This window comes from Mesorhizobium sp. NBSH29 (genome assembly GCF_015500055.1).
Taxonomy (GTDB): domain Bacteria; phylum Pseudomonadota; class Alphaproteobacteria; order Rhizobiales; family Rhizobiaceae; genus Neomesorhizobium.
The window spans coordinates 84,677-103,471 of the sequence record NZ_CP045492.1 but is presented as its reverse complement, the minus strand read 5'-3'; the positions used below and the strand labels follow the sequence as shown (position 1 = coordinate 103,471).

At 56.9% G+C, this 18,795-nt stretch carries 24 protein-coding genes; 6 read left to right on the top strand and 18 right to left on the bottom strand.

From position 1 onward, the window contains the following. Positions 1-74: 74 nt before the first annotated feature. The 16 genes from GA830_RS00520 to GA830_RS00445 form a co-directional block, all read right to left on the bottom strand. Positions 75-1,064, bottom strand: a complete 990-nt coding sequence (locus tag GA830_RS00520; protein ID WP_258045511.1) for a flagellin N-terminal helical domain-containing protein — start codon at positions 1,062-1,064, stop codon at positions 75-77. 241 nt (positions 1,065-1,305) lie between these two features. Beyond that, a complete protein-coding gene (locus tag GA830_RS00515) occupies positions 1,306-2,298 on the bottom strand; it encodes a flagellin N-terminal helical domain-containing protein (protein ID WP_195163214.1) in 993 nt (330 codons plus the stop codon). Between the two features lie 159 nt (positions 2,299-2,457). Beyond that, a complete protein-coding gene (fliP, locus tag GA830_RS00510) occupies positions 2,458-3,192 on the bottom strand; it encodes a flagellar type III secretion system pore protein FliP (protein ID WP_195163213.1) in 735 nt (244 codons plus the stop codon). Beyond that, positions 3,189-3,680, bottom strand: coding sequence for a flagellar basal body-associated FliL family protein (locus tag GA830_RS00505; protein WP_195163212.1), 492 nt, complete (start codon positions 3,678-3,680; stop codon positions 3,189-3,191). Before GA830_RS00505 ends, fliP begins: the two co-directional genes overlap by 4 nt. 13 nt (positions 3,681-3,693) lie before the next feature. Next, positions 3,694-4,401, bottom strand: coding sequence for a flagellar basal body L-ring protein FlgH (flgH, locus tag GA830_RS00500; RefSeq protein ID WP_374939286.1), 708 nt, complete (start codon positions 4,399-4,401; stop codon positions 3,694-3,696). After that, positions 4,398-4,829, bottom strand: a complete 432-nt coding sequence (locus GA830_RS00495; RefSeq protein ID WP_258045701.1) for a MotE family protein — start codon at positions 4,827-4,829, stop codon at positions 4,398-4,400. The genes flgH and GA830_RS00495 overlap by 4 nt, the downstream gene beginning before the upstream one ends. 179 nt (positions 4,830-5,008) lie before the next feature. After that, the gene (locus GA830_RS00490; RefSeq protein WP_258045700.1) at positions 5,009-6,076 is read right to left on the bottom strand and encodes a flagellar basal body P-ring protein FlgI; all 1,068 of its coding nucleotides are present in this window, start codon (positions 6,074-6,076) and stop codon (positions 5,009-5,011) included. A gap of 155 nt (positions 6,077-6,231) precedes the next feature. Next, positions 6,232-6,702, bottom strand: a complete 471-nt coding sequence (gene flgA, locus GA830_RS00485; RefSeq protein WP_195163210.1) for a flagellar basal body P-ring formation chaperone FlgA — start codon at positions 6,700-6,702, stop codon at positions 6,232-6,234. A gap of 2 nt (positions 6,703-6,704) precedes the next feature. Then, a complete protein-coding gene (flgG, locus tag GA830_RS00480; protein ID WP_195163209.1) occupies positions 6,705-7,493 on the bottom strand; it encodes a flagellar basal-body rod protein FlgG in 789 nt (262 codons plus the stop codon). 9 nt (positions 7,494-7,502) lie between these two features. Then, positions 7,503-7,817 (bottom strand): flagellar hook-basal body complex protein FliE, encoded by a 315-nt coding sequence (locus GA830_RS00475; protein ID WP_195163208.1) that lies wholly within the window; start codon positions 7,815-7,817, stop codon positions 7,503-7,505. Position 7,818: 1 nt separating this feature from the next. Further along, positions 7,819-8,235: a flagellar basal body rod protein FlgC gene (gene flgC / locus GA830_RS00470; protein WP_195163207.1), complete on the bottom strand. Its 417-nt coding sequence runs from the start codon at positions 8,233-8,235 to the stop codon at positions 7,819-7,821. After that, entirely contained in the window at positions 8,235-8,615 is a 381-nt protein-coding gene (gene flgB / locus GA830_RS00465; RefSeq protein ID WP_195163206.1) for a flagellar basal body rod protein FlgB, read from the bottom strand. Before flgB ends, flgC begins: the two co-directional genes overlap by 1 nt. 85 nt (positions 8,616-8,700) lie before the next feature. Next, positions 8,701-9,294, bottom strand: coding sequence for a hypothetical protein (locus GA830_RS00460; RefSeq protein ID WP_195163205.1), 594 nt, complete (start codon positions 9,292-9,294; stop codon positions 8,701-8,703). Next, positions 9,275-10,657 (bottom strand): flagellar protein export ATPase FliI, encoded by a 1,383-nt coding sequence (gene fliI / locus GA830_RS00455; RefSeq protein WP_195163204.1) that lies wholly within the window; start codon positions 10,655-10,657, stop codon positions 9,275-9,277. The genes GA830_RS00460 and fliI overlap by 20 nt, the downstream gene beginning before the upstream one ends. Positions 10,658-10,663: 6 nt before the next feature. Continuing rightward, the gene (gene flgF / locus GA830_RS00450; protein ID WP_195163203.1) at positions 10,664-11,386 is read right to left on the bottom strand and encodes a flagellar basal-body rod protein FlgF; all 723 of its coding nucleotides are present in this window, start codon (positions 11,384-11,386) and stop codon (positions 10,664-10,666) included. A gap of 9 nt (positions 11,387-11,395) precedes the next feature. Beyond that, complete coding sequence (locus GA830_RS00445; RefSeq protein ID WP_195163202.1) at positions 11,396-12,172, bottom strand: DUF1217 domain-containing protein; 777 nt, start codon at positions 12,170-12,172, stop codon at positions 11,396-11,398. Positions 12,173-12,317: 145 nt separating this feature from the next. Here GA830_RS00445 and motA point away from each other — a divergent pair, with 145 nt between their 5' ends. Genes motA through GA830_RS00415 form a run of 6 tightly spaced genes read left to right on the top strand, consistent with a single transcriptional unit; the run spans position 12,318 to position 17,197 of the window. Then, positions 12,318-13,208: a flagellar motor stator protein MotA gene (gene motA / locus GA830_RS00440; RefSeq protein ID WP_195163201.1), complete on the top strand. Its 891-nt coding sequence runs from the start codon at positions 12,318-12,320 to the stop codon at positions 13,206-13,208. A gap of 35 nt (positions 13,209-13,243) precedes the next feature. Then, positions 13,244-14,182 carry a FliM/FliN family flagellar motor switch protein gene (locus GA830_RS00435; protein WP_195163200.1) on the top strand — a complete coding sequence of 313 codons (939 nt, stop codon included), beginning with the start codon at positions 13,244-13,246 and terminating at the stop codon, positions 14,180-14,182. Positions 14,183-14,209: 27 nt separating this feature from the next. After that, the gene (fliN, locus tag GA830_RS00430) at positions 14,210-14,593 is read left to right on the top strand and encodes a flagellar motor switch protein FliN (protein WP_195163199.1); all 384 of its coding nucleotides are present in this window, start codon (positions 14,210-14,212) and stop codon (positions 14,591-14,593) included. A 37-nt stretch (positions 14,594-14,630) separates the two neighbouring features. Next, a complete protein-coding gene (locus GA830_RS00425) occupies positions 14,631-15,644 on the top strand; it encodes a flagellar motor switch protein FliG (protein WP_195163198.1) in 1,014 nt (337 codons plus the stop codon). Between the two features lie 24 nt (positions 15,645-15,668). Beyond that, positions 15,669-16,760 carry a flagellar biosynthesis protein FlhB gene (gene flhB / locus GA830_RS00420; RefSeq protein WP_195163197.1) on the top strand — a complete coding sequence of 364 codons (1,092 nt, stop codon included), beginning with the start codon at positions 15,669-15,671 and terminating at the stop codon, positions 16,758-16,760. Then, the gene (locus tag GA830_RS00415) at positions 16,757-17,197 is read left to right on the top strand and encodes a hypothetical protein (RefSeq protein ID WP_195163196.1); all 441 of its coding nucleotides are present in this window, start codon (positions 16,757-16,759) and stop codon (positions 17,195-17,197) included. The genes flhB and GA830_RS00415 overlap by 4 nt, the downstream gene beginning before the upstream one ends. A gap of 3 nt (positions 17,198-17,200) precedes the next feature. Here the strand turns inward: GA830_RS00415 and GA830_RS00410 are convergent, their stop codons facing one another. Together GA830_RS00410 and GA830_RS00405 are read right to left on the bottom strand one after the other, a co-directional pair. Next, complete coding sequence (locus GA830_RS00410; RefSeq protein ID WP_195163195.1) at positions 17,201-17,935, bottom strand: response regulator transcription factor; 735 nt, start codon at positions 17,933-17,935, stop codon at positions 17,201-17,203. 2 nt (positions 17,936-17,937) lie between these two features. Next, complete coding sequence (locus tag GA830_RS00405; protein WP_258045508.1) at positions 17,938-18,531, bottom strand: helix-turn-helix transcriptional regulator; 594 nt, start codon at positions 18,529-18,531, stop codon at positions 17,938-17,940. Between the last annotated feature and the right edge of the window lie 264 nt (positions 18,532-18,795).

The window sequence follows — 18,795 nt, the reverse complement described above, 5'->3', positions numbered from 1 at the left end:
GCGAACCTTGTGCGAAAATGAAATGGGCCGCAGCGCGGTACGCTGCGGCCCAATTAATTGCGAGAAGCGTGGCGCTATTTGAAGAGCGCAAGAATGTTCTGCGAATTGGAGTTCGCAATCGAGAGGGCCTGGATGCCAAGCTGCTGCTGAACCTGAAGTGCTTGGAGACGTGTGGATTCCTGGTTCATGTCGGCATCAACTAATTGACCGACGCCTCGGTCGATTGAATCCATCAACGCCTGAGTGGCATTTTTCTGGAGATCGATGCGGGTTTTCGCTGCGCCGAGGTTGGTTGCTGCGTCGGTAAGTTCCCTGGCGGCGGCATCGACCACATTGAGCATCTGCTGGATCTGTGTGTCGTTGAAGCCGACGACGGTGAGTGTTGAGACCGCATACCCGTCAGTGGCAGCGACTGTGCCGCCGGCTGCCGCAGTAGCCGTATTGTCTCGAACGCCGGACGTCGCTAGCCGCAGACCGTCTAGAATGCCTTTTTCGACATTGGTTGCTGTGCCAAAAGCATCGTAGAGTTTTACGCTCTGGACATTGATGTCGATGGTCTGGAGCGCAATCTTCCCAGCGGCGTTGCGCGTGAATGCTGAGACAATCTGGGCATCGTCATGGGTGCCCGGCGTCGTTTGTCCAGTTGTGGTATCGACCGAAAGCCAGTTGGCGCCGCTGAATACTGCACCATCGGCAGCGGTTTTCAGCTGTAGTTGGAACGCGGTGATTTCAACCTGGATTTTAGCCTTGTCGGCAGCACTTGCACCGACTGCGGCAACAAGCTTGTCTTTGATCAGGTTGACAATCTTCACGGTGTCATTGGTGACCGAATAAGCTGTGTCAACTTTGCCAGCACCCAATCCGAGCGCATCCTTGACGACCGAGAGCGAACTCTTGTCGGAGCGCATGGTGGTGGCGATAGACCAATAAGCGGCATTGTCGCTGGCCTCCGCCACGCGATAGCCGGTTGAAATACGTGCCTGGGTCATTTCCAGGGATTTGTTGGTTGCGCTGAGACTCTGTAATGCGGTCAACGCGGAAGCGTTTGTCAAAATACTTGCCAAGGCAGTCACCCCTCTATCAAACCAACACCGGGCTGCATTTTGCACGCTTCGGTGGCAGCGGTTTCCAAGCGCCGTAAGCGATTGGTTAACCATAACTAGAAGGATATGGTTAACGCGGGGTAAAGGATTTGGATGTGCTGGGGACGGGGTGGGTCGCTAAGGTCGCTAGAAAACAAAAAAAAACGGGCCGCGCTTTGCAGCGCGACCCGGCCCCCGATCAGTGTTGCCTGAGACGGTCGGCCTAGCGGAAGAGCGAGAGAATGCTCTGTGAGTTGCCGTTGGCGATTGACAGCGCTTGGATGCCGAGCTGCTGCTGAACCTGCAGGGCTTGGAGGCGGGTCGATTCCTTGTTCATGTCGGCATCGACCAACTGTCCGACGCCGCGGTCGATGGAATCCATCAGCGACTGTGTGGAGTTCTTCTGCAAGTCGATACGGACCTTGGCGGCGCCGAGCTTGGTGGCAGCGTCGGTCAGTTCCTTCGACGCGGTATCGACAACGTTGATCATGTCAGCGATCTGTGTGTCGTTGAAACCGACAACAGTCAGTGTCGATACTGCGTAACCGTCGGTAGCAGCTGCGGCAGCGTTGCCAACAGTCGCCACGGCGGTGTTGTCGCGCGCGCCGGATGAAGCAAGGCGTGTGCCGTCGAGAATACCTTTTTCGGTGTTGGTTGCCGACGCATAAGCTTCATAAAGCTTGACGCTCTGGACGTCGACATCGATCGTCTGTAGCGCAACTTTACCGGCCGAATTACGGGTATATGCAGCGACGATCTTGGCGTCGTCATGGGTGCCGGCAGCCGTCTGGCCACTCGTGGTGTCAACCGACAACCAGTTCGAGCCAGCAGCCGTAGCACCGTCAGAGGTCATTTTCAGCGAAGCCTGCAGGGCCGACACTTCAACCTGAATCTTGGCCTTATCGGCAGTAGACGCACCCGAAGCAGCAACGAGCTTGTCTTTAATGGCGTTTACGGTGTCGATGGTCTTGTTGATATTGGTGTAGGCGGTGTCAACCTTGGAAGCGCCGAGGCCGAGCGTGTCCTGAACAACCGAGAGAGAGCTCTTGTCCGAGCGCATCGTGGTTGCGATTGACCAGTAAGCAGCGTTATCACTTGCTTCGGCAACGCGGTAGCCGGTCGAAATGCGCGACTGTGTCGTCTCAAGGTTCTTGTTAGTGGCATTGAGGCTCTGAAGCGCGGTCAATGCCGACGCGTTCGTCATGATACTAGCCATGGATGATACACCTTACTCATACTGGGATTTTTTTGGCATACCGGATCGGCCGGTATAACGGAGCGGCATCATGCCAATGGTCGCTAGGACGCAACCAACCCGTCATGACGATGAATATGACGGGTATTCCCTACTAAACCGCTAATTGCGGAAAAGTTCTTAGGTGAAAGATCGCACTAAGCTGCCGACGAGCAGGTTCCATCCGTCGATCAGCACGAAGAACAGGATCTTGAAGGGTAGGGATACGACGGTCGGGGGAAGCATCATCATGCCCATTGCCATCGTTATGGTCGCCACAATCAGGTCGATCACGAGAAATGGCAGAACGATGAGGAACCCGATTTCAAAACCCCGGCGGATTTCCGATATCATGAAGGCAGGCACTAGGATACGAAGATCGACGGCTTCCGTCGAGACTGTCTGGCCACGCTCGCGAGCGAGGTCAGCGAAGAGTGCAAAGTCTTTTTCTCGGACGTTTTTTACCATGAATGCACGAAACGGTTCCGCGATGCGCTCTACTGCTACCGTCTCGCTGATCTGGTTATCCATCAACGGTTTGACGCCATTGTTCCACGCTTGGTCGAATGTCGGAGACATGACGTAGAAGGTCATGAACAGCGATAGGCTGATCAGGATGAGGTTGGCTGGTGTTGACTGGAGACCTATGCCGGAGCGCAAGATCGAAAATGCGATGACGAAGCGAGTGAAGCTTGTGGTCATGATCAGCAGGCCGGGCGCTATAGATAGCACGGTCAGCAGGCCGAACATCTGAATCATGTAGCCGATGGTTGCGCCATCGGCGTTGGCCAGACCGCCAAGGTCAATGGTCTGCGCGTGTGACGCCGACGTGCCGAGTGCGACCAGCTGAAATGCCGCAAGCAGGAATTTTTTCATTCGAAGATCAAAGTCCGGATCAGCAGCTTCTTGGCCGCCCCGTTGCTGCGGATCTGGGCGCGCTCCTCTAGGTCAGCCTTCAGATGCTGAAAACCACTGGCACCCTCGATCTGATGCAGCTTGACGGTGCGGAGGAAGCCGAGAAGGTCTTGGTGGATTTCGTCGAGCATGGGTTGTTCTGGCGGGGTCTCGAACACGAGCGCAACCTCGAGTCGAACCCATATCTGATCGGGCGCTGCAAGATTGGTGGTGATGGCTGGAAGAGAAACCGTTGGAGAAGGAACTCCATGTGCCGAAGCTCCAGCCTCTCCAGCTTCGCCATGGGCAGAAGCAATCTCCGATTTATCCGCGCCCGCATTGCCGTCGAGATAGCGCCCGGAAAACCAGCCCATACCGATAGCGGCCGCGGTCACCGCCAGCAACATCACAAGCTGTATGATCAGCGAGGGACCTTTTTTTAGTGGTTCAGTTTCTTCGATAACAGCCATTGAGATGCTTTCCTCAGAACGGCAAAACGTTATCGAGATATTGCTGACCGTACCCCGGCTGCTGAACTTCAGTCAGGCGCCCGCGGCCGCCATAGGAGATGCGTGCTTCAGCGATGCGTTCGTAAGGAATGGTATTTTCGCCACCGATGTCGGAGGGTCGGACGATGCCGGCGATGGTCAGGATACGCAGTTCGGCGTTCACGCGCACCTCCTGCGAACCCTGGATCATCAAATTGCCGTTGGGCAGCACAGAAGTAACAACTGCTGCGACCATCAGATCGATGTTTTCGGAGCGTTGCGTGGCGCCTGCACCCGATGTTTCTGTTCCCGATGAAATGTCACCTTTTCCTGCGCCGGATGTGCTCAAGCCCTCCCAGCCAAGGTCGACACCGAATCCGAGCTTGCGGCTGGCAGTGCGACTGCGATCTGACTCGTTTTTGAATTTCGCACGATCATTGATCGAAATCTGGACCGTCAGAATATCCCCCAGCGACAAGGCGCGGCGGTCGGTAAACAACCGGCTCTGGCGGTCGTTCCACAACGAAAAGCGTTTGACCGGCGCGGCGGGCTGCTCCGGGTAGGTGTAGACAGACTCAGGCGTCGCCACGCCCGACCCAACAGGGGACATTTTTGGTGGAATTCCGATTTCGTCGCGAGGCGCAGTTGCACAACCGCCGAGAGCGCCGAATGTGACGATCGCGACTGCAAGATAAAGTTTCACGTTGGGTCCACCTTGCGTGCTGCGCTTGCCATGATGCCAGTAAGGGTTGCGGCAGAGGTCCGCTCCATCTCGTTCAAGATGACACCTGCCTGGCGAGAATCGAGTTTCATTAAAATGGCCGCCGCGAGTTCCGGACTGACTTCAGCCAGGCGTTCAGCCGCTGCATCGGGCTTCATGCGCGCGTAGATTTTCACGACGCCGTCTTCGGCGGATGCGAGGAAATCATTCCTGCGTTTCAGCCATTCTTCATATTCGACGCGTTTTTGATCAAGTGCCTGCATTCGTTTGTCGATATCCGCACGCAGTGTTTCGAGTTCCTGTGCCTGAAGCATATATCGGCGGTCTCGCGCAGCATCTGCGATATTTGAGCAAAAGCGTTCAATCTCGGAGCCCTGGTCGGCGGGGGTGGCGGAAGTTGCCGCAACGATTGGTTTGTCGCCGACGGTTCGAGTGGCAACGTTGGTATTCACCGGGGCAGCGGGGGTCTCATTTGCCGCCGAACGGCTGACGAACCCTAGCAAAACGCAGAGCGCGGCCGCCGACACCACTGTACGTGAATGCGAGGTCGTCGCTTGTGGGTTGTGGGGAAGGGCGGTCACCTGCATCACTACTGTACCAAGAGATCGGCTTGAAGTGCGCCAGCCGATTTAATGCCTTGAAGGATGGCGATGATACCGTCCGGTTTCACGCCGAGACGGTTGAGACCGGCGACTAGGGTCTCCAAGTCGGGACCATCGAGCAGAGCTACCTTGGCGTCGGGCTGCTCGGCGTTGATGTCAGTGAAATCCTCTACCGCGGTTTGACCGCGCGAAAAGGGTTCCGGCTGTACCACGCGGGGCATTTCCTTAATTCGCACAGTCAGCGCGCCATGACTTATCGCGACCTTGGAGATCTTGACGTCCTGTCCAATGACGATAGTGCCGGTGCGCTCGTCAATGACGACGCGAGCGGGCGTGTCAGTGACCACGGAGAGATTTTCGAGTTCAGCATAGAAGCGGGCTGCGGAAATGCCCTTTGGTTTGTTGATCACTACGGTGCGGGCATCCTGCTCGGCTGCCAACCGCTTGCCGAAACGCTGGCGGGTATAATCGTTGATGACGTCCGCGATCATCACAGCTGTTGAGAAATCGGGATTTCGGAGCTGCAAGGTCAATGTCGACAGCTCCGAAAACTGCGCCTCAACCTGGCGCTCGACGATAGCGCCATTAGGCACGCGCGCGCCAGTCGGTACGCCTTGACTCAGTTTTTCAGCATCGCCCTGAGCGCTAAATCCGGAGACCACCATAGGCCCCTGAGCGACGGCGTAGATTTCTCCGTCAGCCGCCTTGAGCGGCGTCATGATCAGTGTGCCGCCGGCTAGTGAGGTCGCATCACCCATCGAGGAGACGCTAACATCAATGCGCGCCCCGGACTGGACGAACGGCGGCATGTTTGCGGTTACAATAACAGCGGCAACATTCTTGGCTCTTGCGCGACCACCTTCGGTCGCAATGCCGAGGTTCTCCAGCATGGCGCGGATCGATTGTTCTGTGAACGGGGAGTTTCGCAGGCTGTCGCCCGATCCCTGCAGGCCGATTACAAGACCGTAGCCGACGAGCTGGTTATCGCGAGCGGCCTGGAGCTGGGCAATATCCTTGATGCGCGAAACAGGACCGGTGGCGCCGCGGATCGGCATGCCATTAGCGACATATCCCGCCGCGGATGCTGCCGCAATCTGGGTATCAGCGCCACCAACTTGTGCCTCGCCAAGCTTAGAGGCGCCCAGCGGACCGTCGGCGTATCCAGGGGCAGGGCCAACTAAAAGCATAGCAACAAGTAAAAGGGCGCGCTTCATGTGGCGCCGACCCGGATGGTGCCGTCGGCCATGACAGTTCCGCTGAATGTTGTACCACTGTCGATATTGCGAACCTTGATTTGATCGCCCGCTGATCCAGGCTGGAGCGTCATTGCTGTTGCAGAGATTGTCAGAGGGCCTTGGACAAACATCACCTGCACGGCAGCGCCCTGCTCAACCAGATAGGCGTCGCGAACGGCATTGATGTCGATGAAATGGCCAGGCAGAAGGGTGCGCTTCGCAACCTTGCCGTCAACCTGCTCGACAAATGTGGCTACGGTAGAAAGGTCGCGTGTCCTGTTGGTAACGGGCACTTCTTCCAAAGCCTGGGGGCTGATAATTTCTCCCGGGTAAATCACCTTGGTGGTGACGATAGCCACGCCACCAGCCGATGCAGGCGCGCAGAAGCTGGCTAAGAGCATGCCTCCCGTCATCAGCGCCGCATAGCTGGTCAAGCGCGCCATCATGCTCACCGCATGTTCTTGGATACGGTCGCAGCCATCTCATCGGCTGCCTGAATGACTTTCGAATTCATTTCGTAGGCCCTCTGGGCAGAGATCAGCTCGGTGATTTCTTTGACCGGGTCTACGTTGGAGTTCTCCAGATAGCCCTGCTGTATCGTTGCAAAGCCGGGATCGCCCGGAACCCCGACATTGGCTGGGCCGGATGCGGCGGTCTCCTTGAAGAGATTGTCGCCAAGCGGCGCAAGACCGGCCTCGTTGGCGAAGCTTGCCAGGGTGAGCTGGCCAAGATCCTGAAGGTCGGCCTGTCCATCGATACGGGCGAAAACCTGACCAGATTTGTTGACGATAACTTCGGTCGCTTCTGCCGGCACGTTGATAGCGGGAACCACGGACTGCCCGTCGATGGTTACCAACTGACCAGTGGCGTTGGTGTTGAATGCGCCTGCACGCGAATAGAGCGTCTCGCCATCGGCGCCTTCGATTTGGAACCAGCCTGTCCCGGTCAGAGCGAGATCAAACTTGTTGCCCGTGCTGGTCAACGAACCCTGCATGTGGACGTTGCGAATTGCCGACGTCTTGACGCCGAGCCCGACGCTGGCACCTTCAGGTACGATCGCCTGATTGGCGCGGTTTGGGACTCCCTGTAGCCGTTCCGTCTGATAGAGCAGATCGGTGAATTCAGCGCGGGCGCGCTTGAAACCGGTGGTATTGATGTTGGCGATGTTGTTTGCAATGACCTCAAGATTGGTCTGCTGAGCATTCATGCCCGTGGCTGCGATGGCGAGTGCTTTCATAATTGTTCCTCAGATCGCCATACGGCTGACTTCGAGATAGGCGGAGATAATTTTGTCGCGGATGGCGACAGCTGCCTGAAGTGACTGCTCGGCATTCATCACAGCATCCACGACATCGCGTGTCTGGATGTCCCCGCCTTGCAAGGCCTTTACCGAAAGCTGTTCGGCGTGATGAAGCTTGTCAACGGTTGCGGATGCTGCGTCGGAGAGAGCAACTGAAAACGCATTGCCGATACCGGCACTCGCGCCAGCGCCTGAGGTTGCTGCCCCGGCCTGCTCAGCCAGTTTCCCCAGCCCATCGATGATACCGATTGATGCGATCATATTATTGGCCTCTCATTAGGTCGATCGTCATGGAAATGAGCTCTCGGGCCTGCTTGATGACCTGAAGGTTGGCTTCGTAACCGCGATTGGCCTCTCGCATGTCGGCCATCTCGATCAACGCGTTGACGTTGGGCATCTTGACGTAGCCATTCTCATCAGCAGCAGCGTTGCCGGGCTGGAATTCCACGGGAAAATCGCTCGTGTCGCGCGAGATTGCAACGACATCGACCATCGCGCTGCCGCTGGCGCGGTCCATCTCAGCGGCGAAGGTCACGGTCTTGCGCTGGTACGGATCGGCGCCCGGCGTGGAGCCTGTCGATTGGGCGTTCGCAAGGTTCTCGGAAACGATGCGTAGCCGTTCCGACTGGGCGGTCATGCCAGAGGCTGCTACTTTCAGGGCGGTGGATAAGGGGTCCATCAGGTCTTCATGCTCATCAGCGTCATGCGGTGAAACGCTTTGACGATTGCAGTATTGAGCTCGAAGGTGCGGCGTACTTCGCCGGCCTTCATCAACTCGTTTTCCATCACCACGCTGTTGTCTGAAGGCAGCGCTGTACCGCCCTTGTCGACAGTCCGGACAGCGAGGCCTGCTTCGCCCGCGCCGATTGAAATATGGCGCGGGTCGGTGGAGCGCATCGCAACATGCTTGGAATCGAGGACTTTTTCGAAAGGCTCGACGTCAGTCGCGTGGTAGCCCGGGGTATTGACGTTCGCGATGTTACCGGCAACGGACGCCTGGCGCACCGAAAGCCATCGCGCCTGCTGGGCGGCAAGATCAAAAAGAGAGACGGGCTGCATGATAAATCCCCGGACAGATTTGCATGCAACCTAGTAAGCCAGTCTTGCGTGGGCCTTACGAATGGCTTCCATCCTGCGTGCACCTTCAGGGGTTGGTTTCCAGAACCTGATTGGAAGTAGTAACCACTACCCATTTGCCGCTGCGCTGTTCAATCCTTGCCACATTAGAACGGTCCGGCAAGCGGGAGCCTTGCTGAACCACAAAAAGGCCGGTGTCGTCTTGGATCATGGCGCGCCCGTTGGCGACGTAGACGAGCCGAAATTCGTGGTCGCCGGGAAAAGGCTGAACCTCAACGCCGGGCGACTTTTCGGCGTTGTCATCGGGACTTTTAGGCAGGGTTCCCGTAGCAAAAAGGTCGATTTTCGACGGATCGAGTTCAAGCGGCTCGATCCCCGCGCCGACGCGATCAGGCTGCGGGGTAAGCTCGATTGGCCCCTTTATCTCGCGGTTTCCCTCAAACTTTAAAGCGCGGATGCCAAACTGGTCCTGATTAAAGAAAATGTACCAGGGAAACAGCGCGCAGAGGAGACCGAGCCCGATGCCGAGCGCGGCAATCACGATATCGCTGGTGCCCTTGTCCGAATGCCTTTCGGCCGTAAAGGCAATGCGAGGTTTGGGCTTACGACGCCAGAACCTCGAAACTCCAGGGCGCGGCACGTCAGCCCGGTTGTCCGGCATGCGCCTGCTCCTTGCTTCTCAAGTGTTGGGCGAGATCGGAAAACGGGTCGGTGGAAGCGCCATCTTTTGGCGATTGCATCAGGCCTTCATAGATCGCTGGCACCTGCCGCACGGCAGTATCCAGTTCGACGTCCGCGCCGGGCTGATAGGCGCCGAGCAGGCGGATGTCGCGCGTGTCTTCAAACCGTGAGATCATAGCGCGCAAGCGAGATACCAACGTCTTCTGATCGGCACTCCACGCCTTTTCGGCAAGGCGCGAAATGGATGAAAGAGGATTGACCGGTGGGTAGCGACCTTGCTCGGCGAGAGCGCGGTCAAGCACCACATGGCCATCCAGGATGCCACGCACGGAGTCTGCCACAGGATCATTGTGATCGTCTCCGTCGACAAGGACGGAAAGGATGGCGGTGATCGAACCCGTGCCGTCAATACCTGGGCCGGCACGCTCCAGCAGTTTGGGCAGGTCGGTGAAAACTGACGCGGGATAGCCGCGCGCTACCGGAGGTTCGCCGGTGCCCGTGGCTACCTCGCGCAATGCATGGGCGAAGCGGGTGATGGAATCGAGCACCAGCAGCACCCGATCTCCGCAGTCACGAAAGTGCTCGGCCACACGCATGGCAGTGCCGGGCGCCCGTTTGCGCATCATCGGGCTTTCGTCGCTGGTGGCTACTACTGCGATGGTTTTGGCCATGTTGGTGGGGCCAATGGTGTCTTCGAGAAATTCACGGACTTCTCGACCGCGCTCCCCGACCAGCGCGATAACCACCGTGTCAAACGCTTCGGCTGATGCCAACATGGCCAAGAGGGTTGACTTACCAACGCCAGAACCTGCGAAGACACCAAGCCGCTGCCCAAAGCAGAGCGGTGTGAAAATATCGATCACCTTTACCCCGGTGAGAAACGGTGTGCCAACCCGCTGGCGCGAGAGTGCACCGGGTATGGTCGGATGTTCTGTATCCGCATCACCCGGGAGCAATGGGGGCTTGCCATCGATTGGGCGGGCTAGTGCGTCGACGACGCGACCGCGCCATGATCGGTCCGGAACCACTTCGAAGGGTCCGCGGTTGAAAACCATGTCGCCAACGCCGGCATCTGCCGCCTTACCATAGGGGGACACGATGACTTCGTCGGGGCCTATCTGGACGATTTCGCCGATTCGAGCGCCTGCCTTGCTGCGATGGTCGACGATATCGCCGAGCCGCGCTCTCCTAGACAGGCCGCGGACTCGGTATTGGGTGGGGGAGACTTCGGTGATGCGTCCACCGTAGCGCAGCAGCGCATTTTCGTCGGAAAACCGGTTCTGGATGCGATGCAGCACCGCAAGTGCGCTGCCTGTACCTGCAGATTTGGGTTCAAGCACCATGGTTGGTTATTTGGAGCCGAGAGTTTTAATTGCGTCTTCGAAAGCTGATTCCGAATCCCGCATCAGTGCGGCGGCGTTTTCGAACGCGCGCTGCACCATTATCAGCCGTGTCATCTCCAGGATCGGATTGACGTTTGCATCTTCAACGAAGCCCTGCATGACGCCGACGTCGGAACGATCTACCACGGGCTGCGGAGCGGCTGTCGGGATGACGCCCGAATTATTGAACCGGGTGAAATTTGGGCCCGGTTCGAAGTCGAACAGCCCGATGGCGCCGGCGGCCTGACCGTTTTGATGCAGCATCCCATCGCGTCCGGCTGTCGGCGCGCCATTGCGGGGATCCAACTGTATTGGAGCGCCGCCTGAATCTAGAACGGGATATCCTTCGGTAGACACCAATTGACCAGTTTCCAACATGGTGAAGCGCCCGTCGCGCGTCATCACGGTGCCGGCTGGTGTGCTGATGCCGAACCATGCATCGCCCTGCACGGCGAAGTCATAGGGATTTCCGGTCTCGCGCATGGAGCCGTGGGTGCCCGACAGAAAGGTCTCGCCAGCGCTGGTGAATGCCACCGATTTTTGGCCGAGGCCCGTCACAACATCCTCAAACTTTACGCCAGTTGCGCGGAAGCCAACGGTGCCTGAGTTTGCAACATTGTCGGCGATCGTTGTCATACGCTTTTCCAGCGCGATCTGGGAGGAGAGAGATACATAGAGGCCGTCTTGCATGATGATCCGTCAGCGCTTCATCTGCTGGATGGCCAGCAGGACATTGGTGGAGACGCCGAACTCAACCGGTTGCCCGAAAAGGATGCCCAGCGAAGCTTGGGTGGTAGAGGTCGGATTGGACAGTTCCCATAGGCTGGTGAACCGCTTGAGGAAAGTTCCGAGCTTCTGCGGATTCTTGAAGTCCTCGATGTTCAGCTTTTCCTCGAACAGCTTTGCTTGCCGGTCGATATCGGCGGCGGCGAAGCTGTCCGGCAGGCCGAGCGCGGTGCGCACGACACGCGATAGCGCCGGATCGGCCAGGACGTCGTAAAAGCTGGTAATTGCCGGGCCTTTGCGCTCGAAGTAGAGCGCCAGGCGAACGCCTTCGTTTTGCTTGCCGGCATTTTCCTCCAGCGTCTGGCGAAGATATTTTTCGGCGGTACCCTTCTGGGCGCGGGCGAAGATTGTTGCTGTGTTACCGTGGCGTGCGAAATTGAAGGTGGTGACGAAGTCGCGATACCGCTTGTCTGAAAGCTTGTTGGCGAAGCTGTCGCTGTCGTCAATTCCTTCCTTCAAGGCTTTCTTGATGAAAGCCTTGGCGTAGGACATGTCCTCCAGCCCATGCGCTTTCATAGCATATTTGAAGAGCCGATCGTCCTTGAGGAAATCCTCAATCGATTTCACCTTGGTGATGTTGTCGAGATAATATTCCGTATCCCGTTTCACCACTGGCTGCGCCTCGACGCGGTCAATGGACTTGGCGATGTCGCGAGCGATCAGCTGATAGCTGGTATAGGTGTTGAGCACGTCAAAGCCTCCGGCAGGAGCGATTTTTTTACATTAGGAGGGTTTGCTTGTGCGAAACTGGTTCAAATTCGAAGCAAGGCTTCAAGCCTCACACAAGGCCCGCATTGTAGGTCCGGACTATGAGTAGAGTCTGGAAGGTCGTGACGTGGGCATACTGATCGGATTGGTAGTGACGCTGGGCTGTGTGCTTGGTGGCTTCATGGCGATGGGCGGCCACATCGACGTGCTGATGCAGCCATGGGAAGTGGTCATCATCGGCGGCGCTGCTCTTGGCACCTTTCTGGTGGCAAATCCCATGACGACCGTGAAAGACACAGGCAAGGCTATTGTCGAGGCGCTGAAGCAAGCGGTACCCAAGGAGCGTGACTATCTGGAGACGCTTGGCGTGCTGCACAGCCTGATGCGCGAGCTGCGATCAAAGTCTCGCAGCGAGGTGGAAGCACATGTAGACAACCCTGAGGAATCGGTGATTTTTCAGGCATTCCCCACCGTTTTGAAGAATCACGATCTGACGCATTTCATTTGCGATTACTGCCGCCTCATCATTATCGGCAACGCCCGTTCACATGAGATCGAAGCACTGATGGACGAGGAGATCCAGGTTATTCGCGCCGACAAACTCAAATCCTATCATGCCATGGTCGCGATGGGTGATGGCTTGCCGGCGTTGGGTATCGTGGCTGCCGTTCTTGGGGTTGTAAAAGCCATGGGTGCACTCGACCAATCACCAGAAATCCTTGGTGGCCTGATCGGTGCGGCACTGGTAGGCACATTTCTTGGCATCTTCCTCTCCTATGCGGTGGTTGGGCCGATCGCAACAAAGATCAAGGTCGTACGGGAGAAGAAGAACAGGCTCTATATCGTCGTGAAGCAAACGTTGCTCGCCTATATGAACGGCGCCTTGCCGCAAGTGGCCATCGAATTCGGTCGAAAGACCATTTCCGCCTATGATCGTCCGTCAATTGATGCAGTCGAACAGAGCACGCTGAATGCAGGTCGTAGCGAAGCTGGTGATGCCAGCAAGAAGGCCGCTTGATCAATGATGCGCCACGCGACCCAGACTCAGCGACCATGAGCGCCCGCCCCAAAAGCCCGGCTGACATGCAAGCGTTCATCATCGAGCGCCTTGTTGGTGACCGTGGTGACCCTAGCGATGTGATCGGAGCAGGACAGACGCTTGGGAACGAAGCGCTTGAGGCATTCCTGTCGGGGCTAAATGCTCAGTTGGCTTCTCCAATTGGCATTGAATTGAGAAGTGTGGAAATCACACGCTTTTCAGACGTGAAGCCAGAAGATGTGAGTAGCTACGCCATGACCATTGGCTCAGCCCGGCATTCGGCGGATGCGCTGGTGATGCTGGTTGACGCCGACGCGCTCGCTGTTGTGGTGAGCGCGCTGTTTGGAGCCGACCCGCAACTGCCAGTTTCGCCAATAACACGTGATCTCTCGCCCACCGAGCTTGATGTCGCGGCTATTATCTTTAACGAAGCGGCAACAGCGATAAACGGAATAGGTGAACGTGGGCTGGGCGTCCTGTTTCCTCTGCCAGCGCCGATCAGTGGGGCTGAGCTGAAACGTAAGGTGTTGCGCAACGGGCCAGCTGCACGGTTGCTGTTTTCCTTGTCGATCGGTTCATCCACCGGACTTCTGGCCGTGCACCTTCCGCAGCGGGTCCTGATGGAGAAAACGGGTGCGGTCGCAGCCGAACCAGAGGTGGCATCCCCTGCATGGTCTCAGCGCTTCAATGACGAGGTGATGCGCTCAAAGGTGATGCTGGAAGCGACAATGCCATTGCAGACGATGACACTTGGTGCCCTAGCAGGACTGAAGGCGGGTCAGATTATCGAACTCGCACCCAACGCACGCGTTCAGGCACGGCTTTCCGCGCGCAAGAAGGTGCTTTTTGAATGTGAGTTCGGAAAGCTCGACCATCATTATACAGTGCGGATCAACAATCCCTTCGATGAGGGAAAAGATTTGATGGACGGCCTTCTGCCCCGCGAAAATTAGCAGACGAGCGTCAGAACGGAGAACGGCATGACACAAGCAGCGGCCAATGAAGAGCTTCAGGAAGACGACCAGCTGAACAAGGCTATAGAAGAGCTGCGCGGGGTTTTGAAGGACGAGGAAAAACGCCCCGAAGTTCAGGGACCAGCCGACAATTCGGTCAACGCCGCGTTGATCATGAACATCCCCGTCGACGTGCAGATTGTTCTAGGCAGCGCAGAGATGCCGGTCTCGGAGTTGATGGCATTACACAAGGGTTCGACGGTTGCCCTCAACCGGCGCATCGGCGAACCGGTCGATGTGGTGGTGAACGGCCGCAAAATTGCCAAAGGTGAAATTACAGTGCTCGAAGATGATCCATCGCGCTTTGGTATCAAGCTGACCGAGATTATCACGGCGGCAAAGGCATCCTGATGCGACCGGTCATCTATGACAGCGCGGGGGTGTGTGCTTGAGCCAGATCGCTACGTTAACACGCCCCCAAAAGGCAGCTGCAATCCTAGTGGCGATGGGCAAACCTGCCGCTAGCCGCTTACTGAAATTTTTCAAGCAGGAAGAATTGAAAGCGCTGATCGAAGGTGCGCGGCTGCTGCGTACGATCCCGCAAGGTGATCTTGAAAAGATTGTCGCAGAATTTGAAGCGGAATTCACCGAAGGCGCCGGCCTCCTGGATTCCGCGGACAAGATGGACACGATCCTCAATGAATCGCTGTCGCCGGAGGAAATGAGCGCCCTGATGGGTACGGACGTGGCGGCGTCCAAAGTGGAAGGACCACTGCCCGTCTGGCCGCAACTTGAAACTCTTGATCCTGCAAGGCTCGGGGCGTTCCTGATTGGTGAGCATCCGCAGATTGCGGCCATGGTACTTGCCAAACTTTCACCTTCGACCTCGGCAGCTGTTCTGGTGACGCTCGACAAGCCCCTGCGTGGTGACATTATCAAACGGATGATGACAATGACCACTATTCCTGATGCAGCAGTACGCATTATCGAAAATCAGATACGCAGCCGAGTTCTGGTTGAAACTGGCGCGAAGGATATTTCGGTAGGGCAGGCGCGAGTAGCCAACGTATTGAACGAGCTCGACAAGAGCCAACTTGACGAGGTGATGCGCGATCTTGAGGAAGCAGGTACCGGTGATCTGGAAGGCGTGCGCGCGCGGCTGTTTGCATTCGAGGATATCGAGATACTCACCCAGAAAGCGCGTATTGCGCTGCTTGACGGGATATCGACCGAGATCGTGACACTTGCGCTTCGCGGCGCCCCAAATGGGCTTGCAGAATGCATCCTGTCGGCGATCAGCCAGCGTTCGCGTCGCATGGTCGAATCCGAGCTTGGCAGCGGCGGAGCGGAGATCGCGCAGGAAGATATCATGCGGGCGCGAAAGTCGATTGCCTCCACCGCCATCAAGTTGGCAGACGAGGGTTCAATACAGCTGCCTACCGCTCAAGACGTTGCTGCCTGAGCGCGTTGACCGGGTCATTCAATCATGTCCGATTCATCTGACAAAGACAGCAAAACAGAAGATGCAACAGAAAAGAAGATTCAGGATACGATAGAGAAAGGCAAGCTTCCTTCCTCACGTGAAGCGCCCATTCTTGCTTCCTTCGTTGCGATCTTGCTGTTTGCTGTCTTTTTTGGACGCGATAGCGTCGTGCAGCTAGGCATGTTTCTTTCAATGTTCCTTGAAAAGCCGGAGAGCTGGCCGCTTGGAACCGAACGCGACGTCGTGGAGCTCTATGAAGTGGTTCTCGTTCAGGTGGTTCGCGCCGTCAGTGCAATGATGATCCTCCTCGTAACTGCTGGCATCGCCGCCTCAGTGCTGCAAAATACTCCAAGTGTCGTGTTCGAACGGATCAGGCCGCAGGCTTCCCGCCTTTCGCTGACCAAGGGTTGGTCACGGTTGTTTGGCAAGCAGGGGTTTGCAGAGTTCTTTAAGTCCGTCTGCAAACTGGGGTTTGTCCTGGCGGTGCTTGCCTTCGCCGTGGGTGAGGCGCGTTTTCGCCTGCTATCGGGAATGATCACCAACCCTGTGGCCTTTGGCGAGGTCATTCGCGAGGTCATTGTCCAAATTCTGGTGTCGATCACGGTGGTCATGACAGTAATCGCCATCGCAGATCTATTCTGGTCCCGCTTCCAGTGGCTCGAGGACCTGAAGATGACCAAGCAGGAGGTTAAAGATGAGCTGAAACAGAGTGACGGCGATCCCATTATTAAGGCACGTATGCGCTCACTGGCTCGTGACCGTGCACGGAAGCGTATGATCGGGGCTGTTCCGCGCGCAACGCTGGTGATCGCCAATCCGACGCATTTTGCCATAGCTCTCCGCTATGATCGCGATGAAGATGCAGCACCTGTCGTTATCGCCAAAGGCCAGGATCTGATTGCGCTGAAGATCAGGGAAATTGCGGAGGCAAACGGGATACCGGTATTTGAGGACGTCGCTCTCGCGCGCTCCATGTACAAACAAGTTTCGATTGATAGCGTGATACCAGCTCAATTTTTCCAAGCGGTCGCAGAATTGGTGCGCATCGTTTACGCAAACAAGGCGACATCGTCGCCACGCAGAGAGACGACATGAACCGTCAACCTCATTCCTTGTGCCGTGAAGCGGTGGTCGCCAACGCCATACAGTCCGTCGTGAGCGAACTGCGATTGGTCGATGTGGCCGATTACATCGCGTTCGTCCGTCTTGAAAGTTTTGCCTGTGTGGCTGACATCGTGGACTCGGCCGCTGAGCTTTATTTCATGCCGGGAACATTGCGATTGGGCCATAGCGGTGAGGCGCATGTAGGATGGACGGAAAATCCGCGCATCGTGCTTGACTTGGAACTCCATCCACGCGGTGCAACTGTTTATTTCCAGCTCACGCTTTCGGCGCTGCATGCCTCGGTTGTTGTCAACTATGTGGCTTTCGCGGACGCGTCATCCAATCCGGAAGAAAACACTGAGTTTCTTGCGCGCGCACTGGACGAGGCACGTATCCGCAAAACGGCGGCCCTCAGGATGACCGGGTAGGCGCTATTCAATCAGGCCGTAACGAAGGGCTTTTGCTACAGCATGCATGCGGTTGACCGCGTTCAGCTTGTGCGTGGCATTGGTAAGATACTGGTTAGCCGTGTGGACAGAAAGGCCGAGTAGGCGTGCAATATCCTCGCTGGTCTGACCATTCGCCGTTAGTCTGAGACATTCGGTCTCGCGCTTCGAGACGAACGGTATTGTTCCACGAGCGGGGACCTGAACGCTGGCGATCTCGCTAAAAAGCGAAAAGCACCGCGTGTGAACATCACAGAGTGATTGCTCATCCAGCGACAGCGCCGTGCCCATGAACACTACCATGCCGGTCTGGCCCTGTTCATAGACCGGGAAAGCCAAGCCCGATGTGCCGGGCAGGCAGGGATCAGCTTTCAGGGCCCAGAACAGTTGCTCGAGGTTTTGTGCTGATACCGCTTTCGGATTGGATGACCACCATAGTGGCGCAGCCGACGCAAGAGCATGGCGTGCCAGCACATCTCCTGAACGGACCGCAAGCAATTTTGTAAGCGGCGCCAACTGCGAGGCCTTTTCGCCATCTAGGCAAGGAACAAGACGTCCGCGTTCTCCGGCCTGACCGATCACATAGACCGCGAAGTCGACGGCGCCGATGCTATCGGCGATACGTCGGCCACTTTCAGCCTGTTGGGAGAGAAGCTCTGATGCCCGGTCAGCAACGCCGATGCCTGCACACTCCGATGGCCGTGAGGAAGTTCGTGTCACTGCTATATGATCCCGTTTCGAATGGCGGTCGCAATTGCCATTGCACGATTGCTGGCGGCAAATTTCTGGATCGCATGAGTGATGTAGCTGTTGACGGTGTTGGACGACACGCCGAGGATCACTGAAACTTCGTCTGTAGTCTTGCCTTCGGAAACCCAGAATAGGCACTCGCGCTCGCGGTCGGAGAGAGGGTCCTGATGCAGGGCTGGAGCGATAAGATCGGGGGCTTGTGACAGTGCGTAGGCGCAGTGCATCTGCGCTTGCCATGCTGCCTGTTGATCAATTTGTCCGGTACGTCTGGCAGACAGAATGAGATAGGCGCGAGCGCGGCCGATCCCGAGGACCAGACAACACATTTCGCGGTGACCATTTGAGGTAAGAGTTTCGGTCTGATCGGAATTCAGCATCGATTGCCGATTCCCAATGTTGCCAAAGCTCACGAGGCGTGGACGGGTGCCCGGGACAGTTGCACCGGCGCTGAGCACGATCGCTACGATCAGATCATGTCCAATGGTCTGGATCGCGTCATAGATCCAGTTTGAGGCGATGATGCGGACGTCGTTCCGGTCTTGGTCATGAACGACCGATACGAGCATGTAGCTATCAGCGCCAACGCTCTGGCACGTTCCACCGAGAAAGGCGCTGAGGCCGCTGCGGCTCTCCAGAAAATTGGATGCCGTCGGTTCATTTTTTCGCGCGGCTCGGCTTGTCATCTGTGTTGAGTGGCCAATGTTAGAATCGGTTTCGATTTCCGGCCCGATTCTTCGGTTCCGAAATGTAACGCACGCAGATTTTACGAAACTCAATGCCGTGAAAGGCACTTACAGAAGCGCGAGACTCCAGGTTGTTGCGGCGCCTTG

Bases quoted from the DNA above. Each gene is read 5' to 3' on its own strand.
- GA830_RS00475 (WP_195163208.1), bottom strand. From the start codon at position 7,817: ATGATCGCATCAATCGGTATCATCGATGGGCTGGGGAAACTGGCTGAG.
- GA830_RS00490 (WP_258045700.1), bottom strand. From the start codon at position 6,076: ATGCCGATCCGCGGCGCCACCGGTCCTGTTTCGCGCATCAAGGATATT.
- flhB (WP_195163197.1), top strand. From the start codon at position 15,669: ATGTCCGATTCATCTGACAAAGACAGCAAAACAGAAGATGCAACAGAA.
- GA830_RS00415 (WP_195163196.1), top strand. From the start codon at position 16,757: ATGAACCGTCAACCTCATTCCTTGTGCCGTGAAGCGGTGGTCGCCAAC.
- GA830_RS00405 (WP_258045508.1), bottom strand. From the start codon at position 18,531: ATGCTCGTATCGGTCGTTCATGACCAAGACCGGAACGACGTCCGCATC.
- GA830_RS00460 (WP_195163205.1), bottom strand. From the start codon at position 9,294: ATGCCGGACAACCGGGCTGACGTGCCGCGCCCTGGAGTTTCGAGGTTC.
- fliN (WP_195163199.1), top strand. From the start codon at position 14,210: ATGACACAAGCAGCGGCCAATGAAGAGCTTCAGGAAGACGACCAGCTG.
- fliP (WP_195163213.1), bottom strand. From the start codon at position 3,192: ATGAAAAAATTCCTGCTTGCGGCATTTCAGCTGGTCGCACTCGGCACG.
- flgG (WP_195163209.1), bottom strand. From the start codon at position 7,493: ATGAAAGCACTCGCCATCGCAGCCACGGGCATGAATGCTCAGCAGACC.
- flgA (WP_195163210.1), bottom strand. From the start codon at position 6,702: ATGATGGCGCGCTTGACCAGCTATGCGGCGCTGATGACGGGAGGCATG.
- GA830_RS00435 (WP_195163200.1), top strand. From the start codon at position 13,244: ATGAGCGCCCGCCCCAAAAGCCCGGCTGACATGCAAGCGTTCATCATC.
- flgC (WP_195163207.1), bottom strand. From the start codon at position 8,235: ATGGACCCCTTATCCACCGCCCTGAAAGTAGCAGCCTCTGGCATGACC.
- fliI (WP_195163204.1), bottom strand. From the start codon at position 10,657: ATGGTGCTTGAACCCAAATCTGCAGGTACAGGCAGCGCACTTGCGGTG.
- GA830_RS00505 (WP_195163212.1), bottom strand. From the start codon at position 3,680: ATGGCTGTTATCGAAGAAACTGAACCACTAAAAAAAGGTCCCTCGCTG.
- GA830_RS00515 (WP_195163214.1), bottom strand. From the start codon at position 2,298: ATGGCTAGTATCATGACGAACGCGTCGGCATTGACCGCGCTTCAGAGC.
- flgF (WP_195163203.1), bottom strand. From the start codon at position 11,386: ATGCAAGACGGCCTCTATGTATCTCTCTCCTCCCAGATCGCGCTGGAA.
- flgB (WP_195163206.1), bottom strand. From the start codon at position 8,615: ATGCAGCCCGTCTCTCTTTTTGATCTTGCCGCCCAGCAGGCGCGATGG.